Origin of the sequence: Mycolicibacterium flavescens, assembly GCF_001722335.1 — a bacterium.
Classification (GTDB): Bacteria; Actinomycetota; Actinomycetes; order Mycobacteriales; family Mycobacteriaceae; genus Mycobacterium; species Mycobacterium flavescens.
Genome location: NZ_MIHA01000002.1, coordinates 75,641 through 92,353 on the forward strand (window position 1 = coordinate 75,641; position 16,713 = coordinate 92,353).

Here is a 16,713-nt window from a genome sequence, read left to right on the forward strand (position 1 = left end):
GAGCAAACGGGTGAGCACCAAGGGATTCGTCCGCCGCCTGCGGGTGGTGCCTCCTCGGATGCCCGGTGGCGAAGTCAATCTCGCGCCGCCACCCGAAGTGCCGCGGGTGATACCGGGCAACCTTGCGATGCGGCTCATGCCGTTCGTGATGATCGTCGCGGTGATCGGGATGATCGCCCTGATGATCACCGTCGGCGGGCGCGACCTCACGCGCAACCCGATGTTCCTCATCTTTCCGATGATGATGATCATGTCAATGGCCGGAATGTTCATGGGCGGCAACGCCCGTACCGGCAAGGCTGCGGCCGAACTCAACGAGGAACGAAAGGACTACTTCAGCTACTTAGCGAATCTTCGAGACGAGGCAGAGACCACGGGGCAGGAACAGCGGGCCGCGCTGGAGTGGAGCCACCCCGATCCGCGGGCGCTCGCCGACGTGGTGGGCACGCGCCGTATGTGGGAGCGCCGACCCACCGACGCCGACTACTGCCATATCCGCGTCGGTGTCGGCACACACCGCCTCGCGACCCGGTTGATGGCGCCGGAGACCGGTCCGCCCGAAGACCTCGAGCCGGTGTCGACGGTGGCGTTGCGCCGTTTCGTCAAGACCCATTCGGTGGTGCATGCGCTGCCGACCGCGGTGTCGCTGCGCGCTTTCCCGACCATCACGTTCGAGGGTGAGCGCCGGCTTGCTCAGCAACTGGTGCGGTCGATGGTGCTGGAGTTGTGCACCTTTCACGGGCCCGACCATGTACAGGTCGCCGTCGTGACCGCGAACCCGGACGGTGCCACGTGGAGCTGGGTGAAGTGGCTGCCGCACGCCCAACACGCCGCGCTCCGCGACGGGATGGGTTCCATGCGGCTGCTGTTTCCGACGCTCGGACTCCTCGAGTCGACGCTGGCCGGTGAACTCAACGAGCGCGGCCGGTTCAGCCGTAACGCGCAACCGACGCAGGGCCTCAAACAGTTGGTGGTGGTGCTCGACGACGGGTTTGTGACCGGGGACGAGCGGCTGGTCACCGACGCCGGCATGGACGGTGTGACGCTGCTCGATCTCAACGGGCCGCGAGACGGCGCCGCCGCGCGACGTGGTCTGCAGGTCGTGGTCGAGGAGGACGAGGACGGGCAACACGTCGGGGCGCGGACCGCCGTCGGCGTCGAGCGGTTCGCCACCCCGGACACCATCACTGTCGCCGAGGCGGAGACGACGGCGCGGCGGATCGGACAGTTCCGCTCCGCGAACGCGGCGCACATCGTCAGCCTCGAACCCGATTCGCGTGCGGTGGATCCCGGGCTGATGTCGTTGCTGAAGATCGCCGACGCCGCCGAGATCGTCCCGGAGACGGTGTGGCGCAACCGGTCACCGCGGGAACGCCTCCGGGTCCCGATCGGCATCACCCCCGGCGGGCAGCCGCTCGAACTCGACATCAAGGAGGCCGCCGAAGGCGGGATGGGTCCGCACGGTCTGTGCATCGGGGCGACGGGCTCAGGCAAATCGGAATTTCTGCGCACCCTCGTGCTGTCGCTGGTCACCTCGCACTCACCGGAGGCGCTGAACCTGGTCCTCGTCGACTTCAAAGGTGGAGCGACGTTTCTCGGGTTCGAGGGGCTCGCGCACGTCGCGGCCATCATCACCAACCTCGAGGACGAACTGACCCTCGTCGACCGGATGCGCGATGCGCTCGCCGGCGAGATGAACCGCCGTCAGGAGCTGCTGCGATCGGCCGGCAACTTCTCCAAAGTCAGCGAGTACGAACACGCGCGCGCCAACGGCGCCGACCTCGAGCCGCTGCCCGCACTGTTCGTCATCGTCGACGAGTTCTCCGAACTGCTTGCGCAGAAACCCGATTTTGCCGAGCTGTTCGTGATGATCGGCAGGCTCGGCCGGTCCCTGCACATGCATCTGCTGTTGGCGTCGCAGCGCCTGGAAGAAGGCAAACTGCGCGGGCTGGACTCCCATCTGTCCTACCGGATCGGGCTGAAGACCTTCTCGGCGGGCGAATCGCGCAGTGTCCTGGGCGTGCCCGACGCCTACCACCTGCCCAGTGTGCCCGGGTCGGCGTTTCTGAAATGCGATGCTTCCGAACCCATCCGGTTCAACGCCAGCTACGTGTCCGGGGAGTACGTCAAACCACGGGTGGCGGTGCGGGCGGGCCGCGCCTCCCATCTGGGTGCGCTGGCACCGAAATTGTTCACCGCGACACCGGTGAAGAAAGACGCGCCCGCGGTGCCTTCTCCCGACCGCGTGCCCGCGCAGGCACCTCCGGAGTCACCGTCGGCACCCGCAAGTCGACCCTCCTCGATGTCGCGGTCAGCAGGCTGCGCGGGCACGGGCGACCCGCGCACGAAGTGTGGCTGCCGCCGCTCGAAGACAGCCCCGCGGTCAACGACCTGCTCACCGACCCCGACTGGACGTCCCCGGTCAACCTCAACGGCCGGCTGTGGTTGCCCATCGGTGTGGTCGACCGACCCTACGACCAGCGCCGCGACGTGCTCACCATCGATCTCGCCGGCGCACAGGGCAACGTCGCCGTCGTCGGCGGCCCGCAGTCGGGCAAGTCGACGGCGCTGCGGTCGCTGATCATGTCGGCGGCCGCCACGCACACCCCCGAGCAGATCCAGTTCTACTGCCTGGATTTCGGTGGCGGCACCCTCACCGGACTCGCGAAGCTGCCGCACGTCGGCGGGGTGGCGGGCCGGATGGACGCCGACGCGATCCGGCGCACCGTCGCCGAGGTCGCCGGAGTGCTGCGCGCGCGCGAGCAACTGTTCCGCGACCAGGGCATCGAGTCGATGCGCGATTTCCGTCAGCGCAAGGCCGAACTGGCCGCGCTGCCGCCCGAGGAGGCCGCGCGTCATCCGCTGAGCAAGGACCGCTACGGAGACGTCGTGCTCGTTGTCGACGGCTGGGCGTCGATCAAAAGTGATTTCGACTCCCTCGACCCGGTCCTGCAGTCACTGGCCATCCAGGGCCTGTCCTACGGTGTGCATCTGGCGATCTCGGCCTCCCGCTGGATGGAGATCCGGCCCGCCGTCAAGGACATGCTGGGCACCCGGATCGAGCTACGGCTGGGCGACCCGATCGACAGCGAGGTCGGCCGCAAGGCCGCAGAGCTGGTACCGATCGGCAGGCCGGGTCGCGGCATCAACCCGGAACGGCTGCACATCCTGATCGGGCTGCCCCGGCTTGACTCGAGCTCCGAGGTGGAGGATCTGCCCGCCGGGGTGGCGAGCGCGGTCGAAGCGATGCGCGCGCATTACGGCGAACGCGAGGCCCCGCGGGTGCGGATGTTGCCTCACAACGTCGACCGCGACGCCGTCGTCGCCGCCGCCCGCACCGCCGGGCTGCTGAGCCGCTCACGCATCGCGATCGGCATCAACGAGGAGGAACTCGCACCCGTCGTGGTCGATTTCGACGCCCAGCCGCACCTGGTGGCGTTCGCCGACACCGAGTGCGGCAAAACCGGTCTGCTGCGCAACATCGCCGCCGGGGTGATGGAGAACGCCACGCCCGCCGAGGCCAAGATAATCCTGGTCGACTTCCGGCGCTCGATGCTCGGCGCCATCGCCGACGAGTACCTCGGCGGCTATGCCACCGCACCGCAGTCGTGCACCGAACTGATGACCGCGCTGGCGGGCGCGCTGAGCGAACGGCTGCCGCCCGATGACATCACCCAGCAGCAACTCAAAGACCGGTCGTGGTGGTCCGGGCCGGATCTGTTCGTGATGATCGACGACTACGACCTGATCCCCGGCGGATCACTCAGTCATCCGTTGGGCCCGCTCGTGGAGTACCTGCCCCAGGCGCGTGATATCGGCCTGCGGGTGGTCCTGACCCGCCGCAGCGGAGGAGCCGGGCGCGCGATGCTCGACCCGATCGTGGGCCGGCTCAAGGACCTGTCGTGCAACGGTCTGGTGATGAGCGGCGGCAAGGAGGAGGGCCCGCTGTTCGGCGGGTACAAAGCCTCTGCGATGGCGCCCGGCCGCGGAATGCTGGTGTCGCGCAGCATGAAAAGCGGCGTGATCCAGCTGTCGAGGATGCCCGACCTGTGACCGGCATCGAGGAACTTCGCACCGTGGATACGGTGTCCGCCGCACCCGAGCTGATGCGGGTGGCGGTGCTGGGCGGACGTACCCAACTCGATGTGGCGCTGCCCGCCGAGGTCGCCGTGGCGGCGTTCCTGCCCGAGCTCTCCCGGCTGATCACCTCCCGCGACGCGCCCCGTGACGACGAGCTGGCCGACCGCGACGGACGGCGCACCTTCTGGGTCCTGCGCCGCGCCGAGGGCGGCGCCGTGCTGGCACCAGATCAGACCCTGCGCGACGCGGGCGTCACCAACGGTGAGTTGCTGATGCTGACCCAGCAGGAGGCATTGACCCCGCCGACGCTCTATGACGACGTGGTGGACGCCGCAGCCCGCCTCAACCGCACCTCGTATGCGGCGTGGGACGCCGTGGCCGCGCGCGTGATGGCCGTCGCGGGTCTATGGGCGTGCGCGGCAGTGTGGATCTACCTGCTGACCGCAGAGGCGCTTTCGGCTCACCGCGCGGTGGTGGCCGGCGGTGCCACGCTGACCGTCGTCACGCTTGTCGGTGGCGCGACGCTGGCCCACCGTGTCCTCGCGCGTCGTGACATCGCCGCGCTCGCCGGAGTGCCCGTGGTGATGCTCACCGGCGCCCTGGGCTGGACCGCGGCAGGTAACTCGGGACCCGTTGCGATCGCCGTCGCGGCTGCGGTGGTGGCTGCCGCGACGGCGCTGTGCCTGTGGCTGATCGGCGCAGGCAAGGGTATTTACGTTGCCGCCCTGGTCGTTTCGACGACCGGTGCACTCTCATCACTGGCGGTCGCGGCCGGAGCGGACAGCGCCGCCGTCGCGGTCGTGGTGGCGACGTCGGCGATCTTGCTGTGCCTGTGCGTTCCGCGGCTGACCACGAGGTGGAACCGGGTGCCGGTGGCGCACGTGCGCACCGCGGACCGCGCTGATCAGTTCGGTTCTGCCGGCGAGGCCGAGGTCGACGCGGGCGCCGCCATGCCCAGTGCCGAAGAGGTCTGGACGAGAGTGCGGTCGGCCACTTTGACCCGGGCCGGCCTGTTGGCCGGGTTGGCGATCGTCGTCATCGCATCGGTAGGCGCCCTGGTGCAGCGGGAGACCACCGGGCAGGCCATGGTTTTCGCAGTGGTGTGCGCTGCGGTGCTCGCGCTGCGAGGCTGTCGGCTGACCCACGCGGCGGAGCGGTTCGCGCTGTCCGTGCCGGCCGTCGCACTGGTGTTGTTCGGATGCGTTCAGGTGCAGCACGGTGACCCGTGGTTGGCGGCCACGGGAATCGTCGTGCTCGGTGTCCTCGCCGCCGCATCGGTGACGGCAGGGCTGACACTGGTCGGAAGCCGCCCACCGCGGTGGCTTTCGACCGCCGCGGCCTATGTCGACTACTGCGCGGTGGCCGCGGTGATCCCTGCGGCGCTGTGGCCGCTCGGCGTCTACGAGTGGCTGGCGCCGTGATGAGGTCTCCGGCGCGCGCTGCGGCGCTGATGCTGGCGGTAGCCATGGTGACGGGCGTCGCGCCACCCGCACCCGCCGGTGCCCTCGCCCCACCGGTCGTCGACCCCGGTCCGCCGCCCGCCGGCCCCGTCGGCCCCCCTGTCCCGACCGAGCTGAAAGCGATCTGCGGTATCCCGACGGGCGTGCTGCCCGCCACCGACCTGACCAAGCGCACCAGCGCCGAGGCCATGCTCGACTACCGCTCGGCGTGGCGGTTCTCGCGAGGTGCGGGACAGAAGGTCGCGGTGATCGATACCGGTGTGAACCCGCACCCGCGCCTGCGCTCGCTGGAGGCCGGTGGTGACTACGTCGGCACCTCCGACGGGCTGCAGGACTGCGACGCGCACGGCACACTCGTGGCGGGAATCATCGCCGCCGCACCGTCGCCCGACGACAGTTTCGCAGGCATCGCACCGGACGCCGTCATTTTGTCCATCCGTCAGAACAGCGGTGCGTTCGGCCCGGTCGGCACGTCCGCGGACACCGGTGACGACCCGAACGCGGTGTCGCCGGGCTTCGGTAACACGCACACGCTGGCGCTGGCCATCACTCGGGCGGTCGACCTCGGGGCCACGGTGATCAACATGTCCGAGGTCGCCTGCGCGCCCGTGGCGTCCGGACTCGACGATGCAGAACTCGGCCGCGCCGTGCGGTACGCGTTCGAACGCAACGTGGTCGTGGTGGCGGCCGCAGGCAACTTCAACACCCAGAGCATGTGCAATGCCCAGAACACCATGGCCGATCCGAACCGACCGCTGGAAACCGCCTGGGAATCGGTCGGCACCATCGCCAGCCCGGCCTGGTTCGACGATTATGTGCTGGCGGTGGCCGCGGTGACACCGTCGGCGGCCCCTGCGGAGTTCAGCCTGCACGGCCCCTGGGTGGCGGTGGCCGCCCCCGGCGAGCGGATCACCTCGCTGGACCCCAACGGTCCCGGCGTGATCAACGCCCAGATGGGGCGCGACGGCCTGGCACCGCTGAACGGGACCAGCTTCGCGACGCCGTTCGTCGCAGGCATGGTGGCGTTGATCCGGTCGCGCTTTCCCGAACTGAGCGCCGCTGAGGTGATGGACCTGGTCAAACGGACTGCGCGCACCCCCGGGCGCGGCCCCGATCTGGCCACCGGCTACGGCGTGGTGGATCCGGTGGCCGCGCTGACCCATCAGGTAGTACCCGGTGCCGCGCCGACCGAAATGCGAATCGACCTTCCCCCACAACAGGATTCGGGAGACGCCAGAGCCCGGGCAATCGTCTGGGCGGTCACCGGCGCCAGCGTGATGGCGATGGCCGCCGCGCTCGCACTGACCGCGACCAGGAGACGGGACCGATGAGGAAAGAGATGGCCTACGACATGTCGCTCAACGGCGGGCCCGCAGAATCCGTGGGCCCACACAACGCCCCGACAGAACGCGCTGAGGACACCACGGAGTCACGGCGCCCGCCGGCGCGCCGCTTGGCCCCGCCACCGTGGCAGCTCCACACGACGATCGGCTCGCGTGCGTTCGCCGACCGGTTCGATTCACCGCCGGAGGTCGCCGAACCGGACGCTGAGCCCACCGAGCTTGAGCCCGATGTCCCGCCGGCGTTGCCGGCCGAGCAGCCGGGCTGGGCGGGACCACCCCCGCCACCTCTGGCCCCACGACCTCTGGCCCCACCACCTCTGGCCCCACCGCCTCCGCCGCTGCCGCCGTTGCCGCCTCCGCAATGGCTGGTGCCACCACCGGGTTGGGCGCCGCCACGGCAACGCATCGGGGAACCGGCTCGCAATATTGCCGCGCCCAAGGGGTTTCGGGTTGCACCGTCGCTCGACGAGGCCGAAGTGGTGCGGCGTGACCGGCGCGCGCCGCAGTCAGGCTGGCGACGTGCGGTACAACGCGCCAGCGGGGGATATCTCAATCCCGGCGAATCCCGCAAGGAACGCCGAAAAGCAGATCTGCTCGCCCGGATCCGCACGCCGATCGCCGGCGACTTCCGGATCGCGGTGCTGTCGATCAAGGGCGGGGTGGGCAAGACCACCACGACGATCGGGCTCGGATCGGCACTGGCGATGACACGCAACGACCGCGTCGTCGCGGTCGACGCCAATCCCGACCGGGGCACGCTGGCCGAACGGGTGCGAGACCGGTCGACCCAGTCCACTGTCCGAGACCTGCTGTCGGACCCCGGCATCGAGCGGTACGCCGATGTCCGCAACCACACCCGGATGGCCGGTAGTCGCATGGAGGTGCTGGCCAGCGAACAGGAACCCGCGGTGTCCGAAGTCTTCGGGGAGGACGACTACCGGCGTACCGTCGATCTGTTGCGACAGTTCTACAACATCATCCTCACCGACTGCGGAACCGGAATCATGCATTCGGCCATGTCCGGGGTGCTCGACCTGGCGCACAGCATCGTCCTGGTCAGTTCGCCGGCAATCGATGCCGCACGCAGCGCGTCGGCAACGTTGGATTGGCTGATGCAGCACGGCCATTCCGCACTGGTGCGTGAGGCCCATGTCGTGCTCAGCGCGTCGCGTCCCGGTTCGGCCGCGCTGAAGATCGACAAGGTCTACGAACACTTCGAAGCCCGCTGCCGATCGGTACACCTGATCCCGTTCGACCCGCACCTGGCCGAAGGGGCCGACATCGACATCGATTCGCTGAAACCGGCCACCCTCGACGCGTACCTCGAACTGGCCGGGTCGATTGCGGAGAAGTTCCCCAGGCTGCGCGGCGGCCGCCACCGCCAGTAACCGGCAGGGAGGCTCCCGTCGCGGCGTTGCCGCGAACTGCGGGCGCGAGTCAGCCGCTCAGAAGGTCTGCGGGGCAACACCATCGAGTTCTATTCGCAAACTACGTCGCCGGGTCATCCGCCGCCGCGGGCAATCCGACGCCGGACCGGCCACCGCAGGCAGAGGGCCTGATCGGATGCATCGGCAAAACGTCATCCGCGCCAATCCCCGACGTTGGCAATGCCGGACAAATTGACGCCGACGAACGAAAAACTAACAAAACCAACGGCTTTCGTAATAAATGACTTGCGTCAGAGTGACCGTCTGTCAAGATGAGCCGAATCCGACGTGACCCCCGCACCGCGCGGCGGGGTAGTGGTGAGCGAGGCAGTTTGAGTAACGAAGCGCTGCGTCATCAGATGACCGAGGTCCTGGCCCTCGTGCAGGAGCAGATGGCCGAGATCGCGGCGGTGCAGAAGTCGCAAGCGCAGCTGACCGCGAGTGCGACCGCGGCCGACGGACTGGTCGAGGTCACCGTCAACGCCCACGGGCACCTCATCGACACCGCGATCGACGAAACCTACCTCGACGAGTTCGACTTCGACGAACTCGCCGGACACATCACCCAAGCTGCACAGGCCGCGATCCGTTCGGCCGCAAGCCGGGTCAGCGAGATGATGGCGCCGGTCGCCGAACGCCGACGCGCGTTGCCATCACTGTCGGACTTCTTCGACGGGGCACCCGATCTGCGGGACCTGAGCCCGCCCGGATTCGAATCCCCGGTCGTCGCCGGACAGCAGCCCGGCCCGAATGACAGCGATAACACAACCGATTCCGCGTTCCCCACCGTGAGGAGGTGACCGATGGCAGATCCGCTTGGTGTGACACCACCCGACCTGCGTGCGGCATCACAACATCTCAACGATGTCAGCACGCGAATGAAGGAGGTGTTGTCGACTCTGCGGGACAGCCTCAGCGGCGAAGGCGCCGCCTGGGGTGACGACAAGATCGGCGACCAGTACGCCAACGGGGACAGCGGCTATCTGGCCCAGCAAGATTGGGTCGACGGTTCGGTCGCCGCGAAAACCGGTCTGCTGGACTACTACTCGACGGGTCTCAAGGAGGCCGCGGACTCGTTCGAACAACAGGACCAGGGCTAACTCCGCCCCCACGGCGCGTGACGTCGCGCGCGGCTTTCTGCGATGGACTTCGACATTCCCCCCTGGCTCCAGTGGGTGTCCTACCTGGCTGGAGACGAGTGGCCACAGGGCAGCGAGTCCGGCATGTTCCGCATCCAGGAGCATCTGCAGGCCGCTGCCGATCAACTCGATGAGCTGATACCCGACCTGAACCGGGTGCGTGGCGAGACGCTCTCGGTGCTGATGGGCGAAACCGCGAATGCCGCGGACAAACAGTTCGCCATGCTGTTCGACGGGGACTACGCGGTCGACAAACTCTCCGATGCGGTCAGAGCGCTCGGCGAGTCGTCCGGCTACACCGGCAGCGAGATCCAGTACTCGAAATATTCGATCGTGGTCGGACTCGCTCTGGCCGCGGCCGAGATCACCTACGCGCTGGCGATGTCGGGTCCGACGTTCGGCGGCTCGCTGGCGGCGATCCCGGCCATCGAATGGGCGACGGTCACCACGTTCCGACAACTGATCGCACTGCTGCTTCGGCGCCTTGCCGCCAAGGTGCGCGAGATGTTGGCCAGGACGACGGTGAAACAACTCGTCAAGGCGGGTCTGAGGGAAGCCCCGAAAGAAGCCGGTCAGGAACTGGCGATTGCCGCGACTCAGGAAGGGATCGTTTACGCGCTGCAAGGTGACCGCTACAACGTGAACGGTCAACGGCTGCTGCTGAACGGGATCGCCTCGACAGCCGGCGGTGCGGCCGGCGGCGGAAGTGCCGTCCCCGTATCGGCCTACCTCGGACCTGCACGCACCATGGCAGGCGCCCGGGCGAAGGGCGTGACCACATTCCTCACCGCCGGGTTGGTGGGCAATGTCGCGGCAACGGCGTCGGTCGGCGGTGACTTCGATCCCTTCACGGTCCTGGTCAGTTCGGTGACCAGCAGTGCCGGCGGTCTCAAGGGAGCCGGTGTGATGCCTGCGACCCCGATTCGGTCGAACAACGGGCAGCTGCCCGGCCCTCCGGCCGACCCGGGCTCGGCGCCCGAAGGCGAAGGACCCCACAACGATCCGGATTCCGACGACTCGGAACGGACGACCGGCCGGCCCGACGACAGTCAACCCACGAACGGTGCCCAACCCACCAACGGTGCCCAACCCACGAACGGTGCCCAGCCCGCGGCAGACGGCCACGCGCAGGCCAACCAGCCTGCGACACACAACGATCCCGCGGTCAGCGATGCCCCAGCGACCGCCGACCACCAGAGCGATGACACCGGGGAAGGCACCCGAACCGCGCAGCCGACAACCCAGGTCGACGGCTCTGATCCCGCCTCGGAGCCCGCATCTGACGGTGCCCGGATCGTCGACGGACAAAGCGGTCACGACCCCGCGAGCCCCAGCCCGCCCGGACTTGCGGTCGCAGACAGCGCACCCGACACCTCGGCGAACGGACAACCGGTCGCCGACACCGCCGATGCATCCCATGTCATCGGTGGGGAACCGGTATCGGATTCATCGCCCACGAACCAGTCCAGCATCGAGCCGCCGGCGAACACCGATCAACGCGGAAGCGCCGAAGATCCGGCCGCCACACCTGCGCCCTCCGCCGCGGTCACATCGACGCCAGCTGCTCCCACACCGATCTCACCGACCGCCGGTAGCGCACCGACCACCGGCAGCACACCGACCACCGGCAGCACATCGACCAACGGGGCCCGGCCGGCACCCCATTCACCGGCTTCACCAACGCCGCCCCGCCGTCGCACCGATGAAACTGGCGAACAAGCGCCGGACACCGCGCGACCACAAGCCGCACCGGCCGCCGCCGCAGTCGACGGCCCCGCCCCCGCGGCCCGGCTCGCAGAAGACGGTGTGGCCACGAATCATCCGGATCCGCAGGCCATCCAGGTCGATCCGCAGGGCACGCCCGACGGCTCCGATGCGCTGCCGTCGCGTAACGACTGCGTCCAGCGGGTCGCAGCGGCACTGTCGAACCGGTACGGCCGGGAGATCCGTCTCGAAGAGATGCCGTCGCCGCAAGGCACACCGGCCACGGCGCTGTTCCGGGCGCTGGGCTCCGGCGGTCAGTTCGCCACACTCGCGCAGCTGGAGGCACAGCTGGCGCGCATGAGACCCGGCTCGTCGGCGATCGTGACCTCGGTGTGGGCTGGCGGACCAAACCAGGGCGCGCACGCGTACCTCGCAGTCAACGACAACGGCAGCCTCTTCCTGGAGGATCCCACCACCGGTGAGCGTCGGCCCTGGCCCCCACGATGGGAACAGGACGAAGTGTTGCGCTCAGCTGTCGGCTATCTCGACGAGCACGGGACGGCGACCGAACCGCTCAGCGACATCAGCCAACTCGTCGCGCCCGCCGCCATCGGACTGGCCGCGGGCCATCCCGACGAGAGTGGTCCGTCGTCGACACCGGAGGGCGAACAGGCCGCGGGGGAGCGCTGGCGCGACGTTGTTCCGCAGCACATGGTCGCCGACTCGGCGCTCGCGCGGCGAGTGCCGCCGGTCCAGTCAGCCGACCAGTTGCGCAATCCGCTCGGGTTGATGGAGGCGGCCAGCGCGCGTGCCCGCGACAACGCCGCCTGGTGGGCCGGGTTGACCGGCGCCGAGCAGAGCGCCCTGCTGCACACCTACCCGCACCACGTCGGCAACGCCGAGGGGATCCCGGCCTCCGCTCGCCACGAGGCCAACACGCAGTCGCTGGACAAGGACCGCAGGGAACTGCAGGCCCGCCGCGAACGCGGTGAACGGCTCACCCGCGAGCAGCGCAAGCAACTGGCTCGCCTGGAGCGCATCAGCGAGCAGCTGACGCAGGCACGCGATCGGGCCACGGACGCCGGAGTCGGCGGGCCGCTGCTGCTGGCGTTCGACTCGCTGGCATTCGGCGGGAACGGGCGCGCCCTGGTCAGTTTCGGCGCCGACCCGTACTCCGCGGATTCGGTGTCATGGCATGTTCCGGGCCTGAAGATGAACATCGACCAGCTGGGTCCGTGCATGGGAGATGCGCTCAACCACCTGCAAGCCACACTTCAGGAGAACCCGACGGTCACAGCGGCATCGATCGCCTGGATCGGGTATGACACCCCGAGCGGGCTGCTGGGGGCTGCCAGCCAGAACGCCGCGCGCGAGGGTGCGGCGATCCTCTACAGCGACATCCGCGCCTTCAACGCCGCGCGTGATGCCTGGGCGGCCGACGGCAGCCACTTCCGCGGCAACCACATCTTCGCGCACTCCTACGGGTCCACGACGGCGAGCCACGCGGGTCGCGACGGGCGGTTGGCGCACGACGTCCGCACGGTCACCCTGATCGGCTCGCCGGGGGCGGGACCGGTGCGAAACGCCGCCGAATTCGGCTCGGACGTCGACGTTTATGTCGCAGCCTCGTCGCGGGACCCGGTCGCGGCGGTCGGCGCCCGACTCGCCGGCGCGGCCGGGCGGATCTTCGGGGTCAATCTCGGCGTCGACCCGGCGATGTCGTCGTTCGGTGCTCAGCGGATCACCGCGGAGTTCTCCGCCGCGATGGACCGCCGCCGGACCTGGGGCACGCACCTGTCCTACTACAGGTTCGTCGACCGCACGGCCGACCCACCCGTGCGCACCGAGTCGCTGGCCAACTTCGGTCGGATCGCCGCGGGGCATCCAGACCGCCTTGACTTCGAGGCACACCGCGCCATCGACGAACGCCCGCTTCGAAGACCGCACCTTCGCACGGTCGAACCCGCCGCAGCGCGATCGCTGCGACTCGACGACGGCGAGCACGCCGACGACCGCGCGGTCCGGCGCCCCTGGACGCCGCGATGGCGCACGCCGCCACCCCCCGCGGTCGAACCCAGCCAGGCCGACGGCGGCGAACTGTCCCCGCCCGACACACCAGCCGAGACCGCACCGGCCGAACTCACGCCGGCCGAACTCGACCCGTCGAGTGCCCGCGAGATCGCCGATGAGGCTCTGGCACAACGAGGTCTCGACGCCGACGCCATCAAGAGCCCGGCCGATCACACCAAGAAGGTCGACGCAGCCGTCGACCTCGCGCGCGACAACGGCCACTGGTGGAAGGGACTGTCGCCGAGGCAGCAGCAGGCACTGATCCAGGCCTACCCCCATCAGATCGGCAACGCCGAAGGCATCCCACCGATGGCCCGCCACGAGGCCAACTCCCGGATGCTGCAGACCCACCTCGCGGACCGGGACCTGCTGGAAACCCGCCGTGACAACGGCCTCGAACTCACCGGCAAGCAGGAGCAGTTCGTCAATCTGATCAACGAGATCGAAGCCGCGCTGCGCTCCGCCGAACGCAACACCCAACGCGCCCAGGTCGCGTATCTGCTCGCCCTGGACACGTCGGCCTTCGACGGCAACGGCCGGGCGATCGTCAGCTTCGGCGCCGACCCCTACACCGCCGACTCAGTGTCCTGGTACGTGCCCGGCATGACGACGACGATCGAAAAACTGCGCGCGATGATGCTGCGCGGGTTCAACCAACTGCAGTCCACGCTGCAACAGAACCCGGACCTGTCGGCCGCCTCGATCACCTACATCGGCTACAAGGCGCCGGGCAGCTGGGACCCCAATGTCATGTTCCAGCGGATGGCCGGCAACGGCGGCAAGATCTTCGCCAGCGACCTCCTCGCGTTCAACGCCGGGCGTGACGTGTTCACCGGCGACGGAACACATTTCCGCAACAACCACGTTTTCGCCCACTCCTACGGCTCCACCACGGTCAGCCATGCCGGCAGGGGCGGCCAGCTCGCCGAGGACATGCAGACCGTGACGCTGATCGGCTCGCCTGGCGCAGGCCCGCTGCATCATGCGAGCGAGTTCGGCATCGGTGCCGACAACGTGTTCGTCGCGTCGTCGTCGCGGGACCGCACACCGGGACTGGGTGGCGAGCGGCCCGGTGACCGCGGCCGCACCGTGCGACGGATGGGCCAGGGCATCGATCCGGCGATGGACACCTTCGGTGCGGTCAGAATCACCGCCGAGTTCCCAGCGGTACTGGACCACAGCGGACCGGGATCTCGGATGACACACAGCCTCTACTGGGGCTACCTGGATCCCGGCACTCTGCGGATCCGCAGCGAGTCGCTGACCAACTTCGGGCGCATCGCTGCGGGTCAACAAGACCAGGTCAACCGCGAAGGACACCGCACTCTCGTCGAACAGAAGCGGTGGCTGCGCAAGCCACGACTGGTCACGGTCGAACCGGCGATCGGCCGTCCGTTGCGCCTGGAGGACGACCCCCATGCCAGGCACTCCGTCGACGGCAGACGAATCTGGAACCCCCGCTTCCAGCGGTTGCCGGTGCACACCGAGACGCTGCCAGGAGAGGTTCCGTCACCGCGCGAACTGATCGCCGCGGACACCGAACAAGTGCCGGCCGCCGCCCAGGTGGTGGCGGACACGGCGCTGGCCGAGCGCGGGATCGTCGCCGAGGAGATGATGAGTCCGGCCGACCACAGGGTCGCCGTGGACGCGGCGGTCCAGCGCGCGGACGCCAACGCCCGGTGGTGGGCGGGATTGACGGAGACGCAGCAACAGGCGCTGATCCAAGCCTATCCGCACCAGGTGGGCAACGCCGAAGGTATCCCACCGATGGCGCGCCACGACGCCAATTCGCTGATGCTGCAGAAGTATCTGGCGTATCGAGACCTGCTGATGTCGCGGCGCGACAACGGTGTCGCGCTCAACGGCGCACACGAAAAGTTCGTCGCGTTGATGGGCAAGATCGAGGACGGGCTGCGCGCCGCGCACAAGAACGCCACCCGGGCCCAGGTCGGCGGGCCCTATCTGCTGGCGCTGGACCCGCGCGCGTTCAACGGTGTCGGACGCGCGATCGTCAGCTTCGGCGCCGACCCGTACACCGCCGATTCGGTGTCCTGGTATGTGCCGGGCATGTCCACCACGATCGAGAAGCTCCGGACGATGATGCTGCGGGGCTTCAACCAGCTGCAGTCGACCCTCGCCGAGAACCCGAACCTGTCGGCGGCATCGATCACCTACCTCGGCTACGAGCCGCCGGGCAGCTGGGACGTGCGCGTGACGTCCCAGCGGATGGCCCGACAGGGCGGTGAGATCTTCGCCAGCGACCTACGGGCGTTCAACGCCGGGCGTAACGTATTCACCGGCGACGGAAGCCAATTCACCGGCAACCACATCTTCGCGCACTCCTACGGTTCGAGCACCGTCAGCCACGCGGGTGCCGGCAGGCGGCTGGCCGGGCAGGTGCAGACCATCACGCTGATCGGCTCGCCCGGCGCCGGACCCCTGCAGCACGCGAGCGATTTCGGCATCGGCGCCGACAACGTTTTCGTCGCGGCGTCGTCCCGCGACCGGACCACCGGCCTGGGTGGCGAGCGGCCAGGAGATCGAGGACGGTTCATCCGGGCCATCGGCCAAGGCGTCGATCCGGCGATGGATACCTTCGGCGCCCGACGGATCACCGCTGAATTCCCGGACCTGCTGGACCGCTACGGCGCCGGCTCGCGGATGACGCACAGCTTGTATTGGGCCTACCACGACCCCGCGACGTTGCGGGTGCGCAGCGAAGCGCTGGCCAATTTCGGGCGGATCGCGGCCGAACGCGTAGACCGGGTCGACTTCGAGAACCATCGGACGCTGCGTGAGCTGCCGCGCGTCGGGCGCCGTCCCGCCGAGGGGACCGTCGATCCGGCCATCGGCCGTCCGCTGCGTGTGCACGACGACCCGGGCGGCCATTACCCCGTTAATCGGCGCAACATTTGGAACCCCCGTTTCGGTCGTGACAGCAACTGCGCGTTCGACGTGGTCGACCAACTGGCCGCCAGGTACGGCCGGGTCTTCCAGCTCGCCGCGGCGCCCTCACCGCGCGGGGTACCCGCGGTCAAGTTGTTCGAGGCCATCGGGTTGCGTTCCGGGTTCGCCACCTATGCGGACGTCGAGGCGGAACTTCTGACACGAGGCGACGGATCCTCCGCGGTGCTGGCGTCACGGTGGAACGGTCGCGGCCAAGCCGGTCACGCGTTCCTGGCGGTCAACGACGGCGGCAAGGTTTATCTGATAGATCCGCACAGCGGGGAGCTCAAGAGATGGCCGCCGCCGTGGAGCGAACAGGCAGTGCGCCGCACCGCGGTCGGCTATCTGGACAGCAACGGGCAACCCGCCGACTCGTACGACGGAAGCGCGCGTGACCTCGCAGCTGCCGGCTTCATCGGCCGGGTGACGGGAATTCCGGACCACATCGCCCTGGCGGAGGCCGACGCGGTGCTCGCGCAGCGGGGTGTCGACGCCGCCGATCTGCGCAGCCCGATCGGCGACGCGGATCTGGCCGTCCAACGCG

At 68.8% G+C, this 16,713-nt stretch carries 4 protein-coding genes and 3 pseudogenes; all 7 read left to right on the forward strand.

All coding sequences use genetic code 11. The annotated features are described in order from the left end of the window. Positions 1-10 precede the first annotated feature (10 nt). Positions 11-4,053, forward strand: a pseudogene (eccCa, locus tag BHQ18_RS02880) (type VII secretion protein EccCa). Then, positions 4,050-5,501, forward strand: a complete 1,452-nt coding sequence (eccD, locus tag BHQ18_RS02885; protein ID WP_069412080.1) for a type VII secretion integral membrane protein EccD — start codon at positions 4,050-4,052, stop codon at positions 5,499-5,501. Before eccCa ends, eccD begins: the two are co-directional and overlap by 4 nt. After that, entirely contained in the window at positions 5,501-6,871 is a 1,371-nt protein-coding gene (gene mycP / locus BHQ18_RS02890) for a type VII secretion-associated serine protease mycosin (RefSeq protein WP_069412339.1), read from the forward strand. Before eccD ends, mycP begins: the two co-directional genes overlap by 1 nt. A gap of 56 nt (positions 6,872-6,927) precedes the next feature. Further along, positions 6,928-8,271: pseudogene (locus BHQ18_RS02895) on the forward strand (MinD/ParA family ATP-binding protein); the annotation flags it as partial. A 371-nt stretch (positions 8,272-8,642) separates the two neighbouring features. Then, complete coding sequence (locus BHQ18_RS02900; RefSeq protein WP_084293857.1) at positions 8,643-9,110, forward strand: YbaB/EbfC family nucleoid-associated protein; 468 nt, start codon at positions 8,643-8,645, stop codon at positions 9,108-9,110. 3 nt (positions 9,111-9,113) lie between these two features. After that, entirely contained in the window at positions 9,114-9,410 is a 297-nt protein-coding gene (locus tag BHQ18_RS02905) for a WXG100 family type VII secretion target (RefSeq protein ID WP_069412082.1), read from the forward strand. 42 nt (positions 9,411-9,452) lie between these two features. Beyond that, positions 9,453-16,439: pseudogene (locus tag BHQ18_RS30985) on the forward strand (alpha/beta hydrolase); the annotation flags it as partial. Positions 16,440-16,713: the final 274 nt, after the last annotated feature.

Excerpts from the sequence above, each read along its gene's own strand:
- BHQ18_RS02905 (WP_069412082.1), top strand. The coding sequence starts at position 9,114 with ATGGCAGATCCGCTTGGTGTGACACCACCCGACCTGCGTGCGGCATCA.
- mycP (WP_069412339.1), top strand. The coding sequence starts at position 5,501 with ATGAGGTCTCCGGCGCGCGCTGCGGCGCTGATGCTGGCGGTAGCCATG.